Origin of the sequence: Natronocella acetinitrilica, from assembly GCF_024170285.1 — a bacterium.
Classification (GTDB): Bacteria; Pseudomonadota; Gammaproteobacteria; order Nitrococcales; family Aquisalimonadaceae; genus Natronocella; species Natronocella acetinitrilica.
This window is the reverse complement of sequence record NZ_JALJXV010000012.1, coordinates 106,533-131,120: the sequence shown is the minus strand read 5'-3', so window position 1 is coordinate 131,120 and position 24,588 is coordinate 106,533. Positions and strand designations below refer to the sequence as shown.

Genomic DNA, 24,588 nt, shown 5'->3' with positions numbered 1-24,588 from the left:
TGCCGCTTGTACTCCCGGCTGAATCGGCGGCGCTGGCCAACCGCACGCTCGGTCTCATCGACTGAAGTGTCCACCTCACCTCCTCGTGGACACTCTACAAGTGCCCACTTACTAATAAGTGGACACGATCATCCCGAACACAAATCAGGCAGGGAAGGAGGTAATCACCGGACGGTTACGAAACGCGAACAACAGAACATTGAACTCGGGCAAGTCGAGAACGCTGCTTGCCTTCCGTATCCCGGTGTTTGCCATCGTGTCGCGCTCGACGTCTTGGCCCGCGAGGGCGTCCCAATCAATGCGAGGCTAACGCCTCACACGCAGCGATCTTGAAGCATCAAGGATCACATTCGAATACCTCGCAACATTTGATCCGATTCAAAACGCTTTATGGCCGACGCGCTTAGCGTGAATTTGCGAAGTATCTGTGGATCGACCCACGCTTGCTCCCGGGCGTATGTGCCCCGTTTCAAACAACCCTGAATTGATGCCGGTCAAGACGGAGACCATCACCGTTGCTTTATACTAGTTGCAAACTGCAACAAATTCGCAATTCGAGGTTCACGATACATGCCAGGGCAGCCAATCAGAACCGCAGCCGGGGCAAGTTCTGCGCGCGTCAATAGCTGGCGGTTGCTGTTGGTGATTCTGTTTGTCTTGCTGCCGGTCACGATGGCCCTTGCCGCTCCCGAGCCCCCGTCCTTTTCGTCCGGAGATCCGATCCAACACGAAGCGGGCGCGCATCAGCTTAACCCGTCCGACACACCGGCCTGTCGCCATGTTGGGCACCACAGAAAAGCGCCCGTCCTGATCGGTGAAAACCGCACAGCGGATTTCTCCGCCTCCGCCGACTCCGGCCCGGCTGTCCCGAGTCATGGGCCGGTGTGCCAGCGTCTGACCATCGCGGAATACCCCCGTCCCACGACATCCTCCTACGATTCTCGCCTGGCCTTTCCGATCTACCTGCGCACACATCGCCTGCGCGTCTGATTCCCAGTTTTCTTCGCTGCAGCGTGCGCGGCCACCGCAACGGAGGGTCGTACACCACTCGAGGACAGCGCGGTTCTGCGAACCGACGCGCCTCAGCAGGAGCAGTACCGTCTCGGTTACAAGTTCCACGATCAAGAGGACATGCACATGTGGACGCACATCACCCGGCGCCTGGGAACACCCCTGACGGTTGTTCTGGTCGTCGCACTAGCCCTGATCGGCGGCAGTGTCGCTGCGAATCACTGGGAGCACATTGTCGGTTTCGCCCCGTTCCTGCTCTTGGCGGGCTGCTTGATCATGCACCTGTTCATGCATCGCCATGGTGGTGGGCATGGGCATGATGGTTGATTCACCAAGCGCATTCCGAAGGAGCCCTTGATGAGCGGTCTGGAACTGAACGGCCCCCCAAGATGCACCAGATAGGTGGGTTTCGACTGCTGATCTGGCCTTATCGATGGCTGCTGGTCGGTCCTGGCCTTGATGCCGAGTTGCATCGTCATCACCTGGCTCAACTGACAATCGGCGTCGAACGAGCTATTGCGTTCAAGGCCAGCCGGGAAGATCCCTGGCAATGGGCGAGCGCGTTCTACGTGCCACCCGATGTGACACACGCTCTGCGCGTCGATGAGGGCATCGTGGCCGTGCTGTACCTGGATCCGGAGGGGCCCGAGTGCCTGCACGCCTGCCAACGATTCGCGGCCGGGGCTATTTCACCTGTCTCCGTCGATCCGATACCGCAGGCCGAGTCGGCACGGCGGCTCGCCGACCCTGATATTGACTGCGGAGAAGCGGATGCGGTTATTCGGAGGATCCTGGGGCAACGGCCTGCGACTGCACCGGCACGGGATACCCGATTGCAGGCGGCGCTACAGTGGCTGGACGCCCATCTGCACACGGATGTACGTGTGGAAGCCCTTGCTCGCGCTGTCGGCACCTCGGAGAGTTGGATGACTCACAACTTCAGCCGAATGACAGGCCTGCCGATCCGCCGCTACGTTCTCTGGAGGCGTCTGCGCCTGGCGGTGGAGGCGGCCCTCGCGGGAGCGACACTGACCGAGGCCGCACACCACGCCGGTTTCGCCGACTCTGCCCATTTGTCCCGGACATTTCGCGACAACTTCGGCATCACACCGTCTCGGGTGTTAAGCGCTGATATACAGGTGGAACTCGCGCCGGAAGCCGATGCATTGTCCGCACCGGCGCACCTGCCAGGGGGTGAGTAATGCCCCCTGCCCATCAAGTCACTCCAGCCCGGAGAACGTGCCGGATTGTTCAATCGGCGCGCCGGAGTCGTATCTACAGTACCTCCGGCGTACACGGGCACCGCGCTCGTGGCAGTCGTCGATACCGGAGGCCAGCGATGGGCGATCAGCAGCAGACACCGTATGTACCGGCATTGGGGTTTCGGTGGTTGACGCCGTTTTATGACCAGGTCGTCGCGAGGACCACCCGGGAAGGGACGGTCAAGACCGCGCTGATCCGGCAGGCGGGTTTGGAACACGGTCACCAGGTTGTCGATCTTGCCTGCGGCACCGGGACATTGGCTTTGTGGGCCAAGCAGGCTTATCCCGATGCCGAGGTGACCGGGATCGACGCCGATGCCGAGATGCTGTCCATGGCAAGAGGCAAGATCGGCCAGGCAGGTGTGCGAGTTCGTTTCGTCCACGCCATGTCGTTCGAGTTGCCCTTTGCCGATGCGTCCGTCGACAGGGTGTTGTCCAGCCTGTTTTTTCACCACCTGAACTGGGGTGACAAGCAGCGAACCGCGCGGGAGGTCTATCGAATCCTCCGCCCCGGGGGCGAGGTTCACATCGCAGATTGGGGTAAGGCGACCAGCCCGCTCATGCGGGGGCTGTTCGTCCCTATCCAGTTGCTCGACGGCTTCCCCAATACCGGTGATAACGTCAACGGACGACTTCCCCAGTTACTGGAAGAGGCAGGATTCATCGCCGTGTTCCAGACGCAAACCTACAGCACGATGTTCGGGACGATGGCGCTCTACCGCGCCAGCAAACCAGCAGTTCAAAGCCGGCCTGTTCACAGGCAAGGAAGGATAGAAAAATGACTGAATCTGCAACCCAGGACACCACACCGCTGACCGAGGGCGCGCTGATCGTACCTGGAATGGGCTCCGATCACTGCGCCGGCATCGTCCGGGCCGCGCTTGAGCGCCTGGATGCGGTTCAGTCGGTTAACACCAACATCGCCAATCACCGGGTGACGGTGCGCTACGACGCCAGCGCTGCCGACGCCGACGCTCTTCGTGGCGCAGTGGAGGGCGCCGGCTACGACGTGGCCCGGGTCGACGCGGGCGGTGGCGACAAGACAATCAAACTGGTGGTGCCGGGCATGGGATCGGACCATTGCGCGGGTATCGTGCGGGCCTCCCTTGATCGCCTCCAGGGCATTGACGCTATCCGCACCAACATCGCTGACCATCGAGTGACGGTCAAGACAACGACCGGCGGACCCGATGGAGACGCGCTGCGAACGGCTGTGGAGGGCGCCGGCTACGATGTCGCGGCGGTGGAGACTGAGGGCGAAGACGACGTCACCGATGATGCCGCCATCGAGGAAGCCTACCTGAAACAGGCCTGGCGGCGCCTGTGGATCGCCATGATCCCCACCACGGCGATCATGGTCCTGATGATGCCCCACATGTTCTGGCAGCCCATCCCAGGGTATCTCGCCATCATCGCCCTGCTGGCCTTCCCCGTGGTCTTTCTCGCCGGCGGTGCGGCCACGCATCGCTCTGCCTGGCGGTCGTTAAAGAGCGGTCATCTGAACATGGACGTGCTCATCTCCATGGGCAGCCTGCCGCCCTATTTCATCGGCCTGGTGGGCTTTGTCTACCCGATGACGTCGTTCATGGAGATGGCGGCCACCATCATGGCCTTCCACATGCTCGGGCGCTACCTGGAGCACCGCGCCAAGGGGCAGGCATCGTCCGCCATCCGCAAGTTGCTGGACATGGGGGCAAAGACGGCCCGCGTCGAGCGTGACGGTGAGGAGGTGGAGGTGCCGATCAAGGAACTCCAGGCTGGCGACGTCATGATCGTGCGCCCGGGGGAGAAAGTGCCGACCGATGGCGAGGTGCTTGAGGGCGAGAGCATGGTGGACGAGTCCATCGCCACCGGCGAATCCGTCCCGGTGGAGAAGAGTGCCGGAGCCCCGGTTCTCGGTGCGACCATCAACCAGAACGGGTTACTCAAGGTACGTGCCACGCGGGTCGGCAAGGATACCTTCCTTTCTCAGGTGATCCGCCTGGTGGAAGAGGCCCAGAGCTCCCGGGTGCCGATTCAGGAACTGGCCGACCGCATCACGGCCCGATTCGTACCGGCGGTGTTGGTGATCTCGGCGCTGTCGTTCGTTGTGTGGCTTGTCTTCAGCGATGCGCTTCAACCTGTTCTGATCTGGGGTGAGGGCTTCCTGCCCTGGGTGAACGCCACGCAGCCCCCGCTGGTACTTGCCACCCTTGCCGCCATCGCGGTGCTGGTTATCGCCTGCCCCTGCGCTCTGGGTCTGGCGACACCGACAGCGCTCATGGTGGGCTCGGGCATGGGTGCAGAGCGGGGCGTGTTGATCCGGTCCGGTGCGGCCATCCAGAGCCTCAAGGACATCAAGGCCATCGTGCTGGACAAGACCGGCACCATCACCAGGGGGCAACCGAGCCTCACCGACGTGGCTCCAGCCGAAGGGTTTACCGACGAGCAGGTACTGACCGCGGCCGCCGCCGTGGAGGCGGGCTCCGCGCATCCGCTGGCGGCCGCCATTGTCCAGGGTGCGAAGGAGCGCGGCCTGGCGGTGAGTCGCGTGACCGAGTTCCAATCCCACACGGCCCGCGGCGTGGAGGCGCAGCTTGACGGCGAGCGGGTACTGGTTGGCAGTCGCCGGCTGCTCACCGAGCACGGCATGGATGTCGACGCGTTGGAAGACCAACTCACCGAACTGGAGACGGCGGGCAAGACGGCGATGCTGGTGGCCATCGGTGACCGGCCCGCCGGTATCGTGGCCGTGGCCGATACCATCAAGGACGAGTCGGCTGCGGCCATCAGTGCCCTGCACCAACTCGGTATCGCTTGCGTCATGGTCACCGGCGACAACGAGCGCACCGCGCGGGCCGTGGCCCGGGAGGTGGGGCTCGACGAGGTCCAGGCCGGCGTGCTGCCCGAGGGCAAGGTGGATGCCATCCGGCAGCTTCAGGAGCGATACGGCCAACACGTGGCCATGGTCGGTGACGGCATTAACGACGCTCCGGCACTCAAGCAGGCTAACGTGGGCATCGCGATTGGTGCGGGTGCGGATGTGGCCATCGAGGCGGCCGACGTCACGCTGGTGAGCGGTGAGCTCACAAAGGTTGTGGAGGCGGTGGAACTCTCGCGGCTCACCTTCCGCAAGATCGTGCAGAACATGTTCTGGGCCTGGGGTTACAACGTTGCCGCCATTCCGATTGCCGCCGTAGGCCTGCTCCACCCGATGATCGGCGTCATCGCCATGACCGCGAGTTCCCTTTCCGTCATTGGCAACTCCGTATTGCTGAAGCGGGCAAGACTTGGCGGGAAGAGCACCTGAATTGATTAATGGCAAGGCGACCGGCCGGTTGGAAATGCCTGGTCAATGGCAGGTGCGAATTGAGGATCATGCGTATACGCATGCCTTTGACTTCATCTTGGCAGAGTTTCGAGGCAGGTTCGCGGCGCGCTACTGGTTCGGAACAAAAATGCACCGGCGGCGGCTTGTTCGTTAAACTTAAGACGTACTGGGGGTGCCTCATTCATGAGCGGAGCTGACGATACGACCGGCGCACGACCGCTTCCCACCAAGACGAAAATAAATTCTCTCGGCTTGCTGATGACGAGAACCACATCGCGGCACATCTTTACGGTTCTCGTCGCGGCATTACTGGTCTACGTATTTGGGCTTGTCCACGAGCAGTGGAGCCCGATGCACAGGTGGAACAAGGCCACGGCAGACGCTGCTTTCGTACTGCTCACGTTCACCATGCTTATCGGGCCGGTTGCACGGCTCTGTCCGGCGCTTCGCCGGCTGATTCCTCTGCGGCGCGAGGCTGGCATTTATGCCATAGGTCTGGCGATTATCCACACTGTCATTATTCTGGACGGCTGGGTTGAATGGGATTTTGCGCGTCTGTTCGGATTTGAATTCCACCCCACCCTCGGTTCCTACGTCATGTTGCAGCATGGCTTCGGACTCGCAAACCTGATCGGGGTTGTGGCGCTTGCCTACGGCGTCATCTTGATGATCACTTCCAATGACATGTCCGTGCGAACCCTTGGAGGATCGGCCTGGAAACTCCTGCATAGCACGACGATCGTGCTCTGGACGTTGGTGGTAGTGCACACGGCGTACTTCCTGTTTTTCCACTTCCTGGACTTCCATCGCCCGGTACCGGATCCCAATCCGCTGCAATGGGTTTTCGTTTGGGTTGTGGTGATCGTTCTGGCCGTTAGAGGCGCCTCTTTCTTCAAGACATGGCGTCACAGGAAACACTAGTCGCCAAAGCCAAGAGTCCGGTGGGCTTCATCCAATAACGGCCCTAAGGGCATCAATAGATGCCGCGGTTCAGGCCATCACGGATGGCGGAGATGACCTTGCTCCCGCGCAGAGTCGCCCCGGTGAAGCCGTCGATGTCATCCACCAGGCTTTCGGGCGCGTAAAGATCATTGATCGCCTCAACTGGCCTGCCTTCAAGTTGCTCGGCGATCTGCCTGTGTTGGCGCAGGACCGGGTAGAGGGCGTCGCCCTCGTCCATGGCCAGGTAATCCTGTCCCGCGTAATAAAGGTGGCGGAAGCTGATGTTTCGGAAGACGCCGTCTTCCAGGTGGAACTGGATGCCCACCTGATGATAGCCGCGGTCTGAGAAGGTGCCGCGATAACGGCCATCCGGGTATTGCTTACCCGGTTGCCACACGGGGACGTCACGCTCCTCGGCAATGTCATCCTCTGCGGGTGGCAAACGCTCCTCCGCGCGTTCGTCGGCATCGGGCGGCAGCGGCGCCTCCCCAACCAGGCGACCCTCCAGATACTCCTGCAGCATGGACCTGGCTGCAGGACTGTGAGGCCGGCCATCGCCCTTGTCCACCCACGCCTGCGTTGCTTCATAACCACACCAGCGCAACATCACGGATTCGGGAGTCGGGTGCCTTGAGATGTAGTCGGTGACGTCGTAAACCCGATCATTGACGACTTTCCAGCAACTCTCCCGAGTGTCGTGCCGAGCCAGTTCCTCCGGGGTGATCTCGCGAAGCGCATCTGCTGCCGCGGCATCTGGGTCGCCGCTGTTGCTTGGAACCAGCGCCCAGACCGCCACGAGCGTGAGCACGCTGGCGATGAAGGCGACGAACGCGGTGTACGTAATCCGATTCACAGGAAATCGAAGACCTCTGCATGAATGCGATGACGCGGTATACCAATCGCTTCAAGCACCTTCCTGACGTGCGCGATCATCGCCGGCGGTCCGCAGATGAACGCCTCGCGGGCGGCGCAATCCTCGCAGTGCTCCTGCAGGAACGCGGCGGTCACCGGGCCCAGCTCGCTGAAGTAGTGCACGGTCACGTCGAGTTCGACCGTGTCGTTTGCAATGCCTGCGATCATGTCCAGATAGTAGGCCCGTTCCGGTCGATCAGCCAGGTAGAAGAGGTGAGCGTGGGTCATCCCGGCAACTCCCCGCCGCGCCCGGGCGCGAGCTCCGCTGACGAATGGCGTAATGCCGATTCCGCCACCAATCCAAAGCTGCCGGCGTGAGGGGTCCAGCGGTTTGAGTAGATCCCCATAGGGACCTTCGAGCCAGGCCTTGCTGCCGAGGGAGACGTCCTGCAGGGCGTGGCTGGCATCGCCCAGATCCTTGATGCCGATGCGCACCAAATCATCGCCGGGTGCCGAGGCGATGGTGTACGGATGCTCCTCACCGTATCCGGCCGAGATGGCCGGATCGAGCGGCGCAAGGTAGACGAACTGGCCAGCCTCGTACCGCATGCGCCCCTGCAGTGGCTGCAGGCTGATCTCCACCACGTCGGTGGCGATCCGCTCCACTGCGGTGACTTCGTGAAGTCGCCGGGCAACCAGGGGCGACAGCAGCTTGCGCCAGCCGATGGCAGCGACTCCCAGGGCACCGAGCAGCCACCAAAGTGCATCCTGCGGCGCGAGCCAGAGTCCATGGGCGAGGGCGAGCAAAAGAGCGCCAGCTGCGAGCAGGTGCAACCCTTTCCAGCGTTGGTAGTTGATCTGGGCGGTTGCGCCAAGCGTCGGCCAGATCGCGATCAGCAGCAAGGCCCAGGCGACCCAGCCGGCCCAGATCGCAAGCGCCGACAGTGGCGGGAAGAGCGTCGCAATCGCTGCATCGAGCGACACATCGAGGGCGGCAAATGCGAGCAGTAGGACATGCAGCATGATCAGAATGAACGCGGCGTAGCCGATCCCGCGATGCAGCCACCACAGTCGCGGCAGGCCTCCGAACCAACGCTCGATCACGGGTATGCGTGCGCTGAGCAGCGCCGCGACCACCATCATCGAGAGGCCAAGGACGCCGGCGAGGCGCCCCGCCTCATGGAGCCAAGCGCTTGCCCCGACCAGTCGTCCAGCATCTGGCCACGCCAGCACGAGCGGCAGCGCGAGCAGAATGCCCAACAGGGCATCCCCGGGCCGGACATACGCGCGTATCCTTTCCCCCATCCCATCCATGCCCGACGCTATCCCCCCTGCCGCCTGCATTGTTGAGTGAACTTGACGGCATGCTAATGTCTACAAGTCATTTCACTCCAGCTTATCAACGACCTATAACACGAGTCGACAATAGGCTCGGACAAGGATTTCGGATGAAACTCGGCTTTGTCGCGATCGGCGTCATGGCACCGCTGTTGCTGAGCGGGGTCGTTGCAATTGGTTCCGAGGCTGTCGGCGAGTCCGGCGAGATCTCGGTGCTCCGTGGCCACACGTTCGGCACCCATTACGAAATCAGTCTGCGCCCGGATGGGGCTGACGGCCGCCTGGAATCCATGCACGCCGACATTCGGGTGATCTTCGATCGGGTTGACCGGCAGATGTCCACATGGCGCGAGGACTCCGAACTCAATCGCCTGTCCCGGCACCCTGAGGGGGAATGGATGGCGGTATCGGATCCACTGTTCGACGTTCTCGCTACCGGGCAACGGATCGCCCGCGAGACCGATGGTGCCTTCGACATGACCATCGGAGAACTGATCGACCTTTGGGGGTTCGGACCGGCCGGCGAGGTAGACGGAGCGCCCGGAGACTACCAGCTCGCATCCGCCGTGCGCCATGCCGGGTATGAACACCTTGAGCTCGATGAGCAGAGGCTTACGGCGCGCAGGCTCGGCATGTTCCGCCTCGACCTTTCGGCCATCGCCAAGGGCCATGGTGTGGATGAGGTTGCTCGATATCTGGACGACCAGGGTATTACGCACTACCTCATCAAGGTTGGCGGGGACATGTACGCTCGTGGCCTGCGGGCTAATGACCGCCCCTGGCAGGTGGCACTTGAGGTGCCGGACTCGGCAGTCCTGCGTCAGCCCTATACGATCATCCCTGTCACTGACATCGCGGTGGCAACATCCGGCAGTTATCGCGACTTTATCGAGCGTGACGGTCGACGCTACACGCATGTTATTGATCCAAGAACCGGTCAGCCCGTCGATCATGCGCTGGTATCTGCAACGGTGCTCAATGATTCGGCCGCGTTGGCTGACGCATACTCCACTGGGCTGCTGGTGCTGGGCTCAGACGCTGCGGCATTTGCTGCCAGCCATGATCTCAAGGTCATTTTGGTCAAGCGCACCGAGAGCGGTTTCGTCGACTGGCAGAGCCCGGCGATGAAGGCTTATCTCGCTCAACCGCTCCACTGACAGCCATTTCAGCATAACGTCCGTTATCCTCGGGGCGTCATGAACAACGGTGCTGTTGCCGGCGCAGCAGCGGCCGCCATGAATAGAGTGATACCGAGAAGCAGGATTGAAATGCCACCAAGGAGCGTGATGCCGTGACCGGCCAACTGCCATCCCGAGTGACGTTCGGCAGTTGCACGTTCGGCCCATTGGCGGGCGAAAATGGTAAAGATCGCTAGTATGGCTGACCTGCCCGGCGATTCTCGAACCATTCGAAACTTGAGATGATGGCCTCTGCACACGGAGCAGAGGCCGAGGAGGAAGAGTCGAATCAGAGAAGGAAAATGTTTACATAAGACATTGTTTTAAATTATTTTTTAAGAATACAGCTTTACGCGCCCATTCGCCACAGAATCCGGCTTTATGTGTTAAATCATTGATTACGCCAGTCTAATCACCATCTACAACACATTGTTTCTGCAGACACGTCGATCCAGTTTTATGCGTCCGTTTCCAACGTGGATGTCGCCGCATAAGCTTGCCCCCGGGAGCCCTTCAAGGGCTGCATACGCGCCATCAGGCAGCTTTTTTCTCGCGAGTTCCGCTACCAGATCGTTTTGACGTGCCGGTAGGCTGTAATCTTTTCGTCCGCCGTAATCAGCTCAGCGTTGTAGTGTCTGGCCAATGCCACGATCATCCGATCTGCCGGGTCTTTGTGGAACTTTCCGGGGAGCCGGTTTGACTCAACCGCCGTGGCAGCGTCGACAGCGACAAAGCGACCCCCCTCAATCTCCTCGACGGTATCCAGCCAGTCGTCAGTGGCCATCGATAGCGTGAGGCGCTCCTTCTCCACCAGCAGCGCAATCTGCCACGCAGAGATTGCCGATATCAGGATTTCCCCATTATCCGCTTGAAGCTCATTCTCAATAGCCTCGAGGGCGCTCTGCGAGAGCTGGGAGTCACCGTTGGCCCACCATGGCAGCCTCCGCACCTCCCAGTGGGGATTAATGGATGACCGCTGACAGGCAATCGAGAACGGTACCTGTATCTGCGCGGAGTCAGCCCCGAAGCCTTCGAGTTGAGTTAGAAATGAGGAGCCTGGGCGCCAACCTGGTGAGGTTAGTCCATCAGGAGGCGTCCCTGGCGATGATGTGCATGGGTATGCCTGCGGTATCGGACGGGTCGAGGTAGGCGATGCGCCAATCCCGGAACGCCACGTAAGGCTCGCCGCGGAAGGCCAGGCCATCAGCCTGGAGTTGGGTGCGCGCGCGATCGACATCATCCACGGCGAACGCCATATGAAAGAAGCCCTCCCCCCGTTCCTCGATGTAGCGGGCCAGCGAGCCCTCGGGGTCAGTGGGCGAGACCACCTCAATGTTCATGTTATCGAGTCTGAACACCGCGACTTCCGCGCCCCGCGTAGCCACCGGACCGCGCCAGCACACGTCGCGACCCGTGAGCCTTCGGAACAGAGTGATACCAGCCTCAAGGTCGCGAACTGCAAAGGCGATGTGGTGGACTTCTGTGAGCATAAGGCAGGGCTCTTGGGTGCATCTTCGGAGTGGATTCCTTGCGCGGGCCTCAAGGGTGCAGGCGGGCCCGGCCGCAGACCATCATTGTCGGCCCTAGCTGTCTACGGTACTCGCGGCCCGCGGAACCCCGGTGCCAATCATGCAGTCACGGGTGACCAGACTTGAAAGCGCCTCCATGCTCCAACCATCCGTTCCTGCCGGGCGAAGTGGCAAGACCAGGTAGCGCATGTCTGCGGTTGAGTCGGAGACCCGCACTTCGACGTCTTCCGGCAACTCGAGTCCGAATTCACTGAGAACGGCACGCGGCTCCCTGACAATCCGTGAACGGTAGGCGGACGCTCTATACCAGGCTGGAGGAGGACCCAGCAGCATTCGGGGGTAGCAAGAGCACAGCGTGCAGACGACAACGTTGTGCACCTCAGGCGTGTTCACCAGAACCTTCAGTTCCACAGGCCCACTCATCGGAAGGTCAAAAGCCTGTTCAAGAGTCTCCAATGGATTGGACAGAAGGGCCTCATGGAATGCCGGATCGGCCCAGGCACGTGCCACAGCCATGGCTCCCAGGACCGGATTCCGACTCTCCATTGCGTCGATCTGCTGATGCACCGCGCCAGCCGACAGGACTCCGCGCTCGACCAGCAATTCGCGGAGCGCGATCTCCAGGAACTCATCTTCGGTATCCGGTCCACGAGGGTCTTCGATCGGCGCATGGGCATGCGCATGGTCGTGATGATGATGTTCAGCCATTGGCGTTGTCCTCGCTTGGAATCAGCCAGTGCTCATAGAGATCGGCGACCACGCTGTCCGCGCTGTTGCCTGGCGTCTGCGGCCAGAGGGTCTGCCTCGGAAATCGCACTCTGTAGAGCCGCAGCCGGGGCAGACCCGGTTTATTGAAGGCGAGCAGTGATGGATTCCGGTAAGAGCCAAGTACCTCCATTACCTCACCCTGTTTGCCACGAAGATAGGCAGGTGTTCTGCAATGGGCTTCGGGGGGCCCGGTGCGCACTGTAACTCGAGCCCCCGTCAGCAGCGGGCCGCGTGAGGTGCTCATGGCTATGAACCTCCCTCTGCATATCGGGCGCGCACTTCGGCAAGCTTTTTCTCGATTTCCTCGGGCGTCAGTATCTCCTGCTCGATCAGCAAATCCCTGACCGCACGCACCCACTTCTGGTAGTAGCCAAGCGTCGCATAGTCTTCAGCGCTATTCTGCTCAACCATGCGGCGCAACGCATCGACTTTGAACGCGCCGATTTCCGGATGAATCAACAGCATCACCAGAGCATCCACGCGCTGCTCGAAAAGCGTTTTCGGGTGCTCGTGGCGATCAATTGCACCGCCATCAAGCCCGCCAACATCATTGACTCTCCGCTCCACGGTCACCGTCTTCACCTCATCCGTTCAATTCGCTGATCAGCCGAAAAGCAGCAGTCCGCCGACTCCCGCACCGACAAGGGCCACGCAACCGCCCGTCAGGCGCAGCACCCGCCGACCCATGCCTGGCATTCTTACATACGCCCATCGCCCCACCTCGGCGACACCGAGAATAAGCAACAGGTGCATCAGGGAGAAGCCCAAAAGGTAAGCCAGAATCGGCGCGGCGGTGGCTCCAATGATGGCCTCGGCATAGGCATGCCCGTGAAAGAGTCCTGAAACGGTAACCATGATGACGAGCGTTGATGCACGAAGCCCCGTGAGAAACGCAAGCATAACCCCGGCAACGATCAGCGATATCGCAACGAGGGAATCCGCCAGCAGAAAGCTGAAACCCAGGACGTGGGTGGTGGCTCCCAAGAGCGTCGCGAAAACGAACCCGACCGCCGTCAGAGCGCCGACCCGGCGTGGATACATTACCGCCAGCGCCGCGACCGCGAGAATGAAGAATAGATGCTGCAGCCCGATAATGGGGTGCCCCAGGCCGGAAAGCAGGCCGCGCCAGGCACTGTCCGGAACTCCGCCACCCATTGGATGATGGGCGAGCGCAACCGCCGGGAGCAGGACCAGCCCGACGAGGCACACATCACGCCAGATAGAGAGTCGACTCTTCGCGTCGCGCATGACCCCACCTCGACAGAGCGTGGTTATAAAGGGCCCCCGGCAACGCCGGGGGCAATGGAGGACGCCCCTTCAGCAAAAGCCTAGATTGCGGTGAGGCCACCATCCACCGGAATGACCGCACCGGTCGTGAAGCTGCTCTCATCCGACGCGAGGTAGACGGCCATCCAGACAATCTCCTCGGGCCGACCGTTACGCTTCAACAGGTGCATGTTCGCCATTGCATCCATTGTCTCCTTCTCTTCGGCGCCGGCATCCTTGATGTAGCGTCGTGGCATGGGAGTATCCACAACTCCCGGGCAGATGGCGTTGACGCGAATATTGTAGGATGCGAGATCAGTGGCCATGGAGCGGGCCAGCTGTGCCAGCCCTCCCTTCGACGCCCCGTAGGCGGCCATGCCCGGAAAACCGACGATCCCGCCGACACTCGAAATATGAATAATTGAGCCCTGGTTCCGCGTGGACATCGCTTTCGCGGCATACAGGGACAGCGCGAACACCGAACGCAGATTCACACTCACGACACGGTCGAAATCCGCCATTTCCGTGTCCAGGAAAGGCTTGCCGACCATAATGCCGTGGTTGTTGTAGAGAACGTCCAGTTGTCCGAAGCGATCCAGCGCGGTTTGCACCACCTGCTGCGAAAGTGACTCATCGCAGAGATCGCCCTGCACGTACGCAACCTCATGTTGATCGATCAACGTCTGCAGTGCCGGAGTGGGTTCCGCCACGTCACAGGCGACGATCCTCGCGCCCTCACCAGCGAAAATCCTGACCGCTTCCTGCCCCATGCCGCCATTGGCGCCCGTAATGATGGCAACCTTGCCACTGAGTCGTCCCATGTCTGTTCTCCTCGTCACGTTATCTTTTTTTTCTCGATGCATCAGCCGGCAACGGCTTCAAGTCCTGCAAGCGCAACTTCCATGTCCTGCGTGTAATGTCCACCACTCACACCAATGGCGCCGACCACCGCATCACCGACCTTGATCGGGTAGCCACCGCCAAACACCACCAGGCGATCAATGCCCGTGGTTGCGCCAGCCGCAAGTGGCGGGTCATTCTTGATGAATTCGTGCCATTGATCTGTTGGCATGCCGAAGCCGACGGCCGTGTAGGCCTTGTCCTGCGCAACCTGATTCGCAAGTAGCGGTGCTCCGTCCATCCGCGAGAACGCCTTGAGCACGCCACTCTCGTCCACCACTGCGATAGCGAAGGGGTGTCCCATGCTGGCGGCCTTGTCCATCGCTTTCTGAATCACGCTGCTGGCGAGTTCCACCGTTAGCGTCTGCTTCGTATAGGTCTGGCTCATCGCTCCTCCTGCACCGATGTTTCAGGGAAAAGACTCGCCCGACTCCGCTGCAATATCCCGGCCAGCTCAAGAGCACGCAAAGATCGATATTTCTTAACAACCTGTATTTATTGTTTTTTGTGACGCGTCCCTGGCTGAGAACCGCTTCTAGATGGAGGACTATGACAAAGGGAGGCGTCCGAATTTTGAAACAAGTCGTTTCAACATCGAACGACGGCTACCGCTGCCTCGGTTCGCATAAAGCGTTTCATTCGCGTTCATCCACGTTTCACTTTGTTAACACCGACCCAAGCCGACACTTGCCCAACTGCCTGTTTTCGGCCGATGAGCAATTGTTTTTTTCCTGAATTTCCTGCTATTAGATACCGACCCCCGCCGCCGACCAAGTACTGGCACCGGTCTTGCAGACATCGCTTGTGCCAATGTTCCGCACGGTTCGTCATGGCTACGACGGACGAAGCAGCCGTCGTCCCCTATAAGAAATACGAAGAGAGGACAGAGAGAATGTTGAAGAAACGACTGGCCCAACTGCCTGCAGCGCTATGCATCACAGCAGCACTCACGATCGGGGGTGTCACCCAAGCCTCTGATGACTGGCCTTCGATGAACATCACTTTCTCGAGTGCACTTCCACAAGGGGGGCTTAATCTCGCATTCGAGTGGTGGGCCGATGAACTGGAACGGCGAACCGATGGCGCCATTACGACGTCACGCCACTACAGCGCGTCCCTGATGGGGGCAGGGGCCACACTGCCCGCGCTTGCACGGCAACGCATTGAAGCCGGTTACATGGCAGCCGCCTATTTCCCAGGTGAATACCCCCTGTGGAATGTCGCCGGCGTGCCCTTCCAGACCAGCGATCCGGTCGCCCAGGTCCGTGCATTCTACGAGCTATATCAGGAGAACGAAGCGTTTCGCGCAGAATGGGAACGTAATGGCGTCCACCTGTTGGTGCTTCAGCCGCTGCCTCACGGAATCATGGGCAGTCGGGAGCCAATCAACAGCGTCGACGATCTCGATGGCAAGCGCCTGCGGATGGTCGGCTATGTGGCGGCGGCGCTCGAGGAACTCGGCGTTGAAACCGTCGGGCTTCGGCCGGAGGAGCTTTACGAGTCCATCCAGCGGGGCGTCGTCAGCGGCTATGGTGCCTGGCCGTTTGACCTGATCCCCGTCTCCGCGCTGCACGAAGTTGCTCCTTACCATTACGACTTGGGGTTTGGCCATTACGCGTCGGCGGCGATCGGGGTCAGCAAGCGCTGGTGGGATTCGTTGGATCCGAAGGTGCAGGACCTGATGACGGAGATTGCCGAAGAGTTCATGTTCGAGGCGGGCATGCCGCTGATCGTGCAGATGGAAGAGAACGCCTGCGACCGAATCCTTGACCACGGCGGCAGTGTCACCGTGTTCAGTGACGAGGATATCGCCACGATGGAAGAACTCGTTGGCAGTGCGTCAGTCGATCGCTGGCTGGCCGCTGCAACGGAACGCGGAATCGACGAGCAGGTCGCGCTTGATTTCCGCGAGCAGTTCCTTGCCAAGTACGAGAGCCACAAGGGAGAGGTCCCTTACGAGAGCGGAGCGCGCGCGTGCGCGGCACGTTAATCTACCAGCGCTTGCCCGGCCACTGTGTGGCCGGGCAAGGCCCAGCCGATTGGCTTGCTCCCTCACCCAGTGAAGCCTGGCGTTAATGACGACGAAGTCCACTGCGGGGGGGTTGGGTGATCATTCGCGCTGTCATTGAGAGCACTAGCGTCCTGCTCGGCATCGTGGCCGGATTACTGCTCTTCTACCTTGTATTGGGCATCGGTACCGACATTACGTTGCGCACCATCACCGGGCGCGGCATCCCATCCGTGGCCGAGTATGCCGACATCGTACTGGTTGGCCTCGTCTACCTTAGCCTGGCACGCACGCAGTTCGATGGCGGTCACGTTGCCAGCGGGCTCGTCGCCATGCACATGCCGCCTCGCCTTCGCTGCATCGTAGAGTTGGTGGGCATGTTGTTCGTGCTCGCAGTGCTCGCAGGAGTGACCTGGTATACCGGCCAGATCGCCTACGAATCCTATTTGCGTGGCGAATACCGCCTGGGCCTGACCGGCGCTCTGGTCTGGCCAGCGCGTTGGGCTATCGTCATCGGCCTGATTGCCTGGCAACTCCAGCTATGGCTGCGAGTGGGCGATCTTGTCCGGGGTATTCGCGCCGGAACCGATGTGGAAGACCCGTCCAGCCCGGACATGATGGTCTAGCCGAACATTAACGGCGCTGTCCGGGGCGAGCGCCTCGTACAGTGCATTAACAAAGCCGAGCAGGGAAACATCGATTCATGGAAACCCTGACCATCGTAATGATCGCCCTGTTCGTGTTGTTTGCGCTGATCGTCATGCGCATACCCATTGCACTTGCCCTGCTCGCCGCCGGCGTGACCGGCTTGTTCTTTTTGCGTGATGCGGACTACAGCCTCGAAACAGCCGCCCACATCGCCTTCGACACGCCTGCCCGCTACGTATTGATTGTCATCCCGCTATTCATCGCCATGGGCATTTTCGCCAAGCATGGTACGTTCGCGCAGGACGCATTCGACATGGCGGGGCGACTGCTCCGCAAGGTGCGCGGCGGGCTGGCAATGGCCACCGTTCTCACCTGCGCCGGCTTCGCGGCTGTGAGTGGCTCCAGCGTCGCGACGGTGGCTTCGATCGGACCACTGGCGATTCGGGAAATGCGGCGCAACGGCTACTCGGTGACCCTTGCCGCCGGCGTCGTTGGGGCGGCAGGCACTTTGGGTGTGCTGATTCCACCCAGTGTGGTTCTGGTGCTCTACGGCATCGTGAGCGGGGAGTCCATTGGTGCGTTGCTGATCGCAGGCATCATCCCAGGCATCCTGTCAGCTTTCATGTACTTCGTGGCCATCTATTTCTGGGGCTTCGGCAACTCGGCCTTGTTCGTCTCTGAGAAAGAAGCGCAAATCGCAGCGGCGGAAGAGCCCCCGCTGCCACGGCGGCAGAAACTGGGCTGGACAGTCGGCGCCTATACGCTTGCTCGCATCCTCTCGTTAATGACGGTGGTCGTCGGTGGAATTTATACGGGGATTGTCACCGCCACGGAGGCAGCGGGGCTTGGTGCCATCGTCGCATTCATCTTCTTTCTGATCGATACGGTGCGGGGTCGTGAAGGGTTCTGGCGCCCGTTCCGCCAGGCGACGCTCGAGTCAATCTCGTTGAGCAGCATGGTATTCGCGCTGCTGGTTGGTGCAGCCGTATTTACCTTCTTCCTGGTGCTTGCAGGTGTACCCGCCATGCTGACCACCTGGGTGACCGGCCTGGCCGTCCCTGATGTGCTGATTGTCGTCATTATCCTGCTGGCCTTCATTCCCCTCGGCATGTTCCTGGATCCGATTTCCATGCTGCTGATTGCGGTGCCCCTGGTTCATCCCATCGTGACGGGCATGGGGTATGACGGCATCTGGTTTGCGATTCTGGTGGTGAAGCTGATCGAGATCGGGCTGATCACACCACCGTTCGGAATGAACGCCTTTGTGGTGGCTGGTGCGTCACGTCACGTAACGGTGGAGCAAAGCTTTATCGGCATTATGCGTTTCCTGCCCGTCGACCTGCTCACCGTCGCCTTGTTGTTCATGTTCCCGCCGCTGATCCTCTGGCTGCCAAACCTCATGATGTGACTCGATCGGTGTAGGTTTAGCGCTGACGCAGCTTTCGCCAGAGAGTGGTGCGGCTTACACCAAGTTTGCGGGCGACCTCAGCCATATTTCCTTCGCACTCGGTAAATACGCGCTGGATTCGGTCGATTTCCACGCTGCGCTGCTTGGCCCTCAGCGTTCCTGGCTCATCGGTGGAGTCGCTGATCAGAAGCTCCGGGAGAATGGAGTAGAGCGCTTTTTGTCCACTCGCCGATAGCGGATCATCATTCTGAGTAATGAAAACGGCAAGCCGCTCCATGAAGTTTTCCATTTCGCGTACGTTGCCGGGCCAGGAGTAGCTGAGCAGGCGATCCCGGAGCGCAGCGAGCACCGGTTCTGGATCAGCTGAAACACCGGCCTCATGCAATAGACGTCGAAGCGTTTCTCCTGCCAGCAACGGGATATCTTCGGTGCGGGCCCGCAATGGTGGCACCAGTATGGAAAGGATATTGAGTCGATAGTAAAGATCCTCACGCAGATCGCCGCTCTCGATCCGCTCACGCAATTCCACGTTGGTTGCTGCAATCACGCGCACGTCAACGGGTGTCGGGATTGTGCCCCCGACACGGGTAACCTCGCGCTCCTGCAGTACGCGCAAGAGCCGGGTCTGCAGATTCGTCGGCATATCGCCGACCTCGTCAAGAAAGAGCGTTCCCCCATGCGCCGCCTCGATAAGCCCAACCCGGCCACCTTTGCGAGCCCCCGTGAAAGCGCCTTCCTCATAGCCGAAAAGTTCGCTTTCCAGCAGGCTCTCGGCGAATCCAGCGCAGTTGATCGCGACGAAACGTCCGTCTGACCGCGGGCTCGCATTGTGGATGCCTTGCGCGAACAGCTCCTTGCCAGTGCCGCTCTCCCCCACGAGCAGCACAGTGGAATCGCTTTGCGCATATTGCCGGGCGAGGTTAATCATCCTCTGGATTACGGGAGATTCGCCGATAATGTCGTCCAGATGGTAGCGTGCGGCGTATTCCCGGGGACTGCGCTGCGTTCTGATGCGCCGATCTGCCCTCTCGATGGCAGCGGAATCCTGCAGCGTGATCACGAACCCCGTATCCACACCAATTTCACGCAAGGGCACGCAAGTCGCCATGATCAACCGCGACCCTATTCGAAGCACCTGTGGTTGCGGCTCGGCATCATTATCAGGGCCGCTTTCAACTACCAGGCCAGGCACCAGCTCATGAAGCGGTCTTCGAAGCATGAGATCCGTTTCCACGCCAAGAATGCGCCGGGAGGCCGGGTTAAAACACTGCACCAACTGGTCCCTGTCGACCGCGATCACTCCCTCCTGGAGATGCTGAATGACCTGGTTGAGCCAGGCCTGGCGTCCCTGCTCGATGCGTTGCGTTCGCGTGACCTCAATCGCCATATCCACCGCCTGGTGGATGGCCTGCTCGGAGTAAGTAAGGATGCCGGTCAGACCCTCATTCTCGGACAGGTCTGTAACAAAGCTCGAGCCCACCACGACTCGATACCCCAATTGCTTGAGTTCGCGAAACTGCAATCGTGCATCTTCGATCGTCGTGTAGGAGCGCTGCTCGATTTCAACGTTGATCAGGTGCTTGACCTCCTCAAGGTTGGCATCGGTTTCACGGTAATTGATGAGAGCGACCTTGTCGGAAAATCGACTGGCCTTCATCAAGGCACGGAGAATATCGAAACCCGAGACGTTGATACGGATGACCGGGATATCCACCCGGTCGCGCAGGTAGGTCGCGTTTGCTCCCGCACTGATGATCACATCAACCGCATTGCGGGCAATTAGCTCCCGCGCAGCGGTGATCGCTTCGTCAAATACCTTGTCGACTACAAGGAACTGCGCGCGCCCATCGTAGCGTGGAGTCACGCTTTGAATGAGCCGGCTCAGACCCTTGTAGCTGATCACCGCAATGCGCGGCGGTTCACTGGGAGGTAGTGGCGCACCCTCGATCAGGTCACGCAAGGTCACATCGGATCCCTTGTGGTCCGAATCCTTCATCCGACCCATCCTCGTATTGTTGGCCGCATGCCAGGCAGCGGGACACCGGCAATAGTAGGATGCGCCGGGTTTCCGCTGCAACGCGATCAGGATCCCGGCCCGGACGTCGGGCGTGTCCTCGACGGCTCAGACGCATTGCCAGCACGCCCAAGCAGCCAGCCAGCGCCGATCACGACGGCGAATCCAATCCATTGAACCGCACTGAGACGCTCTCCAAGCACCGCCCAGGCAAGCAGAAAAGTGAACATCGGCCCAGCGAGGTTCAGCACCGCAGAGGTTTCCGTTGCGATACGGCGCATCCCTTCCAGAATAAGAATCACCGGCAGCACCGTTACCCCGACGGCCATCGCGAAGGCGTATCCGTAGACCACGAGTGGCTGCCCCAAAAGGGCGGCAACGGGTTGCGACAACAAGTAATGGACCACCACGCCAACACCAGCGGCAGACATGGCGAACGCGGAGAAGCGATAGACGCCCAGGCGTCGTGAGAGATCACCAGCGGTCACATAGTAGCAGGCAAAGAGCATGGCGCTGATCAGCATCATCACTGCGCCGCTCCACGTGGCCCGAAAGGCGTCCATGCCACCACCGAGCAGTGCCATGGACAGCCCGACGTAACACACCGCCATCGCCAGCACACGCCCCCTTGGCGGGGCGCGGCGTTCAGCGATCATCATCAGCAGAACGACGAAGCTGGGATATGTGAACAGGATGAGCCGACCGAGCGTGGCCGATACTGTCTGCAAGGCAACCAGATCGAGGAATTGCGCGACGTAGTAGCCAAGAAAGCCCGCCACCAGCACTCGCCCCAGGTCACTACGACTACACTCCACTTTCGTAGCGGACGCAGCGATTAGGAGCAGCAGCCAGAACAGCGGCACCGCAATCAGCATTCGCAGGGTCATTAGCACGATCGGGTCAACGCCATGGCCGTAGGCCAGCTTGGCGATGATGCCCTTCGTCGAGAAAGCCGCGACGCCGAACAGCGTTAGGACGACTCCTGCGCCTGCCGCCGCCCCATTGACCTGACCCCCGCTGACGCTCATGCAATCAAGCCGGAGCGAACCAAGTACTGTCCCCCGGCGTGGCCCAGTCAGTCCGCGAGTCGCGCAAGCGTTTCCTCCAAAGACAGCACGTCTGCGTACTTGGTATTGAGGTCGTACAGGTTGGCAGAATGCGCCGACGGATCCCGGTCCGCCACTGCCTCTCGCGGCACAATCACGCGGAAGTCATGCTGCAGGGCATCGACTGCCGTGGCACGTACACATCCACTGGTACTGAAGCCGGTCACCACCACACCGTCCACCCCATCGGCCGCCAGTCGCTCAGCCAGATCGGTTCCAAAAAAGCCACTAGCCGCCGTCTTGACGATCACTTCCGCCGGGGGCGTTGCATTCAGCCGCGGGTCGATCTCCACCAGCGCCGATCCCGCCGAGAGCACGTTGAGTGCCGGCAACTTCTCGCGAAACACAGCTTGTTGGTCAGGACGCTCGTAGACCACGCTGGTGAAGTAGACCGGCCAATCCCGAGCCTGTACTGCCTGTTGCAAACGCTGAATTGCTGCAATGGCGTCGTCGGCTCGCATCCCCAGCGGACTGTCTTGCGGGTCCGTGAATCCGACGCTCGCATCGATGATCAACAGGGCGTAACACTTCGCTGGCTTGAGGCGATTGCTTTCGAGCGCCATGCACATGGTCCTCAGTGAACAGACTGCGCGCTTCCTTAATGCTGCCCGTTCTCGCGTTCGCGCTTCGCGGTCAGGTACGCCATGCTGCGGCCACCGAGCTCGCGCCCACTGACCTCTCGAGCCAGTTTCACGCACTCCAGCACGCCATCAAGACTCACGCCGGTTTCATAGCCGCACTGGTGCAGGAACAGCACCAGATCTTCGGTGGCAAGATTGCCAGAGGCACCTGGCGAGAACGGACACCCACCCAAACCGCCCACCGAACTGTCAAACCGCATGACCCCGGCTTGCAGCGACTCCCAGACGTTGCAGAGCGCAAAAGCCCGGGTGTCGTGATAATGGCACGCGAAAATATCCGGCGAATGCCGCCTGAGCAGGATTTCAAACAGGCTTCGGACCTTCACAGGATCGGCGGCACCGATGGTATCTGCAATAATCACCCGCCCTGCGCCGGCTTCTACCATTTCGTTCGTGAGTTCGGCGACCACCGGCGGCTCTACGCGGCCTTCGTAGGGACAATCGAAGGCGACAGCGATATAGGCGTTTGCCTCGACGCCGTTAGCACGGGCTTCCTGAATTGTCGCCACGCAGGTCGCTCGAGTCTCGCTGAGCGACAAGCCGATGTTTTTCTCATTCATCGTATCTGTCGCTGACAGCACCAGGTTCACTGCCCGCGCACCAGCCGCCAAGGCACGGGTCAGGCCTTTCTGGTTCGGGACCAGCACAGAGTAGTCAACGCTCTCAACATCGGGCAGCCCGGCCACCAACTCTGCCGCATCCGCCATCTGTGGCACGGCCTTAGGAGAGACGAAGCTGGTCGCTTCGACGGCTCGCAGCCCTGCGTCGACGAACGCCTGAGCGAGCCGGAGTTTATCCTCGACCGGAACAATGCTCCGATGCATCTGCAGCCCGTCACGCAGACCGACTTCATTGATCGTTACCTGTTGCATGAGAGTCACCGAATTACCGATTGCTGCCGCAGCTGCTCAAGTTCGTCCGACCCGAGCCCGAGCAGCCGGCCAAGCACCGCATCGGTATCCTGTCCGAGCTCCGGGGGTGGTGTGTAGGATTCCGCTTTTGTGCGAGACAGTTTGACTGGATTGCCAGGCATCTCTGTCGACCCACCTCGTGGATGTTCCACCGTAACAACCATATTGCGGTGCCGAACTTGCGGGTCGTTGAGGGCCTGCTCGAAATTGTTCACAGGAGCGACAGGTATCTGCGCCTTGTTCAAGTCGGCAATCCACTGTTCAGCGGTTCGCGTGAGCAGCACCTCCTGCAACCGCCGATTGATGAACTCGCGATCCGCAAAGCGGCCAGGCTGCGTGAGATACTTCTCGTCGCGGAACTCTGGAACATCGACGATCTCAACAAGTTTTTCCCAGAAGCTGTCGAAAATAACCGCGATAATGATCGGGCGCGTCGCCGTATCGAAGGAGTTGTATGGCACATGGACGAAGTGCCCGTTCCCTATCGGCTCAGGGTTCTTCCCAGACAGTGAATACATGGTGGCCATGTAATTGAGCATCGAGATCTGACAGTCCAGCATGGAGATATCCACATGCTGACCTTGCCCTGTGCGCTCCCGGGCCAAGAGTGCCGACTGGATGCCAATGGCGGCGAACATGCCGCCTCCGAGGTCGCCAATCGGGATTCCGGCGCGCAGTGGTCGCCCGACATCCTCACCGGTGATAGACATTCCACCGCCCATCGCCTGTACCACCTGATCGAAAGCCGGCCGGTTCGGGTCGGGCCCTTCCGAACCAAATCCCGTGACTGAGCAGGTAATGATTCGCGGATTTATGGAACTGAGCGTGTCGTAATCCACACGCAAACGCTTGGTCACACCCGCACTGAAATTGTCGAACACCACATCTGACTGCCGCACAAGGCCATAAAAAAGCTCACGCCCGTATTCGGACTTCAAATCGATACAGACGCTGTGCTTATTCCGGTTGAGGGTCAGAAAGTAGGCCCCCATCCCGTGCATTGAGTAGTCCGGGCTGTTTGCCAACAGCTTACGCGTGCCCTCCCCAGAACGGAGAGGCTCAACCTTGATCGTCTCCGCCCCAAGATCAGCAAGCAGCATCGAGCCGTACGGCCCGGAAAGCATGTGCGTCAAGTCAAGTACCCGGATACCTTCCAAGGGCTTCATCAGTGGCATAGTCCCTTCTGGATGTGGATTTGAGCCCGCTCGTTGCGGTCAATGGAATCTGGGAAGCCAGAAAGCAAGAAGGTTGCCAATCACTTGGAAACGATGCCTAAAAGCGTGCAAACATCTGAAATATATGTGACAAACGGATATTCTGGAGGCGCTCCTGGACTCACTTGCGCGGCCAGAAAGTTTCTTCGGCGTTTCAAGTAAGGCGCCGACAATTTCACAACTGAAACACTCATGAGTCTTGAAAACTGTAGCTCGAACGAGAGATGGCCAGACTGACCCTCCACCTGAAAACCGGTCCGGTGAAAAGTGGAGAAATCGTCC

The 24,588-nt window shown here is 60.3% G+C and carries 24 protein-coding genes; 9 read left to right on the top strand and 15 right to left on the bottom strand.

What is annotated here, in order from left to right; all coding sequences use genetic code 11:
• The first annotated feature begins 1,137 nt into the window (after positions 1 to 1,137).
• The 5 genes from J2T57_RS20605 to J2T57_RS20585 all read left to right on the top strand — a co-directional run bounded on the left by J2T57_RS20605 (position 1,138) and on the right by J2T57_RS20585 (position 6,504).
• Positions 1,138 to 1,338 carry a DUF2933 domain-containing protein gene (locus tag J2T57_RS20605; protein WP_253484730.1) on the top strand — a complete coding sequence of 67 codons (201 nt, stop codon included), beginning with the start codon at positions 1,138 to 1,140 and terminating at the stop codon, positions 1,336 to 1,338.
• Positions 1,339 to 1,400: 62 nt separating this feature from the next.
• Positions 1,401 to 2,213 (top strand): helix-turn-helix transcriptional regulator, encoded by an 813-nt coding sequence (locus J2T57_RS20600; RefSeq protein WP_253484715.1) that lies wholly within the window; start codon positions 1,401 to 1,403, stop codon positions 2,211 to 2,213.
• 137 nt (positions 2,214 to 2,350) lie between these two features.
• The gene (locus J2T57_RS20595) at positions 2,351 to 3,055 is read left to right on the top strand and encodes a class I SAM-dependent methyltransferase (RefSeq protein WP_253484712.1); all 705 of its coding nucleotides are present in this window, start codon (positions 2,351 to 2,353) and stop codon (positions 3,053 to 3,055) included.
• Positions 3,052 to 5,562, top strand: a complete 2,511-nt coding sequence (locus J2T57_RS20590) for a heavy metal translocating P-type ATPase (protein ID WP_253484707.1) — start codon at positions 3,052 to 3,054, stop codon at positions 5,560 to 5,562. Before J2T57_RS20595 ends, J2T57_RS20590 begins: the two co-directional genes overlap by 4 nt.
• Positions 5,563 to 5,766: 204 nt before the next feature.
• Positions 5,767 to 6,504 (top strand): ferric reductase-like transmembrane domain-containing protein, encoded by a 738-nt coding sequence (locus J2T57_RS20585; RefSeq protein WP_253484705.1) that lies wholly within the window; start codon positions 5,767 to 5,769, stop codon positions 6,502 to 6,504.
• Positions 6,505 to 6,556: 52 nt separating this feature from the next.
• Here the strand turns inward: J2T57_RS20585 and J2T57_RS20580 are convergent, their stop codons facing one another.
• Positions 6,557 to 7,378, bottom strand: a complete 822-nt coding sequence (locus J2T57_RS20580) for a cytochrome b5 domain-containing protein (protein WP_253484702.1) — start codon at positions 7,376 to 7,378, stop codon at positions 6,557 to 6,559.
• The gene (locus J2T57_RS20575; protein ID WP_253484699.1) at positions 7,375 to 8,637 is read right to left on the bottom strand and encodes a ferredoxin reductase family protein; all 1,263 of its coding nucleotides are present in this window, start codon (positions 8,635 to 8,637) and stop codon (positions 7,375 to 7,377) included. Before J2T57_RS20575 ends, J2T57_RS20580 begins: the two co-directional genes overlap by 4 nt.
• A 188-nt stretch (positions 8,638 to 8,825) precedes the next feature.
• Here J2T57_RS20575 and J2T57_RS20570 point away from each other — a divergent pair, with 188 nt between their 5' ends.
• Positions 8,826 to 9,872 carry an FAD:protein FMN transferase gene (locus tag J2T57_RS20570; protein WP_253484697.1) on the top strand — a complete coding sequence of 349 codons (1,047 nt, stop codon included), beginning with the start codon at positions 8,826 to 8,828 and terminating at the stop codon, positions 9,870 to 9,872.
• A gap of 583 nt (positions 9,873 to 10,455) precedes the next feature.
• Here J2T57_RS20570 and J2T57_RS20565 read toward each other — a convergent pair.
• The 8 genes from J2T57_RS20565 to J2T57_RS20530 form a co-directional block, all read right to left on the bottom strand.
• Positions 10,456 to 10,842, bottom strand: coding sequence for a type II toxin-antitoxin system VapC family toxin (locus J2T57_RS20565; protein WP_253484693.1), 387 nt, complete (start codon positions 10,840 to 10,842; stop codon positions 10,456 to 10,458).
• A gap of 136 nt (positions 10,843 to 10,978) precedes the next feature.
• On the bottom strand, positions 10,979 to 11,383 hold the full coding sequence (locus tag J2T57_RS20560) for a VOC family protein (RefSeq protein WP_253484690.1): 405 nt from the start codon (positions 11,381 to 11,383) through the stop codon (positions 10,979 to 10,981).
• A 93-nt stretch (positions 11,384 to 11,476) separates the two neighbouring features.
• The gene (locus J2T57_RS20555) at positions 11,477 to 12,130 is read right to left on the bottom strand and encodes a nitrile hydratase subunit alpha (RefSeq protein ID WP_253484688.1); all 654 of its coding nucleotides are present in this window, start codon (positions 12,128 to 12,130) and stop codon (positions 11,477 to 11,479) included.
• On the bottom strand, positions 12,123 to 12,434 hold the full coding sequence (locus J2T57_RS20550; protein WP_253484685.1) for an SH3-like domain-containing protein: 312 nt from the start codon (positions 12,432 to 12,434) through the stop codon (positions 12,123 to 12,125). The genes J2T57_RS20555 and J2T57_RS20550 overlap by 8 nt, the downstream gene beginning before the upstream one ends.
• A 2-nt stretch (positions 12,435 to 12,436) precedes the next feature.
• The gene (locus J2T57_RS20545) at positions 12,437 to 12,772 is read right to left on the bottom strand and encodes an SH3-like domain-containing protein (protein WP_253484682.1); all 336 of its coding nucleotides are present in this window, start codon (positions 12,770 to 12,772) and stop codon (positions 12,437 to 12,439) included.
• 21 nt (positions 12,773 to 12,793) lie between these two features.
• Entirely contained in the window at positions 12,794 to 13,438 is a 645-nt protein-coding gene (locus J2T57_RS20540) for a HupE/UreJ family protein (RefSeq protein WP_253484680.1), read from the bottom strand.
• A gap of 80 nt (positions 13,439 to 13,518) precedes the next feature.
• On the bottom strand, positions 13,519 to 14,277 hold the full coding sequence (locus J2T57_RS20535) for an SDR family NAD(P)-dependent oxidoreductase (RefSeq protein ID WP_253484664.1): 759 nt from the start codon (positions 14,275 to 14,277) through the stop codon (positions 13,519 to 13,521).
• Between the two features lie 41 nt (positions 14,278 to 14,318).
• Entirely contained in the window at positions 14,319 to 14,744 is a 426-nt protein-coding gene (locus J2T57_RS20530) for a GlcG/HbpS family heme-binding protein (RefSeq protein ID WP_253484661.1), read from the bottom strand.
• Positions 14,745 to 15,185: 441 nt separating this feature from the next.
• Here J2T57_RS20530 and J2T57_RS20525 point away from each other — a divergent pair, with 441 nt between their 5' ends.
• The 3 genes from J2T57_RS20525 to J2T57_RS20515 all read left to right on the top strand — a co-directional run bounded on the left by J2T57_RS20525 (position 15,186) and on the right by J2T57_RS20515 (position 18,420).
• Positions 15,186 to 16,346, top strand: coding sequence for a C4-dicarboxylate TRAP transporter substrate-binding protein (locus J2T57_RS20525; RefSeq protein WP_253484659.1), 1,161 nt, complete (start codon positions 15,186 to 15,188; stop codon positions 16,344 to 16,346).
• 116 nt (positions 16,347 to 16,462) lie between these two features.
• A complete protein-coding gene (locus J2T57_RS20520) occupies positions 16,463 to 16,990 on the top strand; it encodes a TRAP transporter small permease subunit (RefSeq protein ID WP_253484657.1) in 528 nt (175 codons plus the stop codon).
• Positions 16,991 to 17,067: 77 nt separating this feature from the next.
• Positions 17,068 to 18,420, top strand: coding sequence for a TRAP transporter large permease (locus tag J2T57_RS20515; protein WP_253484654.1), 1,353 nt, complete (start codon positions 17,068 to 17,070; stop codon positions 18,418 to 18,420).
• Positions 18,421 to 18,436: 16 nt separating this feature from the next.
• On the opposite strand, the gene prpR is transcribed toward J2T57_RS20515, so the two are convergent.
• The 5 genes from prpR to J2T57_RS20490 form a co-directional block, all read right to left on the bottom strand.
• Positions 18,437 to 20,416 (bottom strand): propionate catabolism operon regulatory protein PrpR, encoded by a 1,980-nt coding sequence (gene prpR, locus J2T57_RS20510; protein WP_253484651.1) that lies wholly within the window; start codon positions 20,414 to 20,416, stop codon positions 18,437 to 18,439.
• A gap of 86 nt (positions 20,417 to 20,502) precedes the next feature.
• A complete protein-coding gene (locus J2T57_RS20505; RefSeq protein WP_253484649.1) occupies positions 20,503 to 21,462 on the bottom strand; it encodes a DMT family transporter in 960 nt (319 codons plus the stop codon).
• A gap of 47 nt (positions 21,463 to 21,509) precedes the next feature.
• On the bottom strand, positions 21,510 to 22,103 hold the full coding sequence (locus J2T57_RS20500; RefSeq protein WP_253484646.1) for an isochorismatase family protein: 594 nt from the start codon (positions 22,101 to 22,103) through the stop codon (positions 21,510 to 21,512).
• Positions 22,104 to 22,138: 35 nt separating this feature from the next.
• Complete coding sequence (locus J2T57_RS20495) at positions 22,139 to 23,053, bottom strand: hydroxymethylglutaryl-CoA lyase (RefSeq protein WP_253484644.1); 915 nt, start codon at positions 23,051 to 23,053, stop codon at positions 22,139 to 22,141.
• Between the two features lie 5 nt (positions 23,054 to 23,058).
• The gene (locus tag J2T57_RS20490) at positions 23,059 to 24,267 is read right to left on the bottom strand and encodes a CaiB/BaiF CoA transferase family protein (RefSeq protein WP_253484641.1); all 1,209 of its coding nucleotides are present in this window, start codon (positions 24,265 to 24,267) and stop codon (positions 23,059 to 23,061) included.
• Between the last annotated feature and the right edge of the window lie 321 nt (positions 24,268 to 24,588).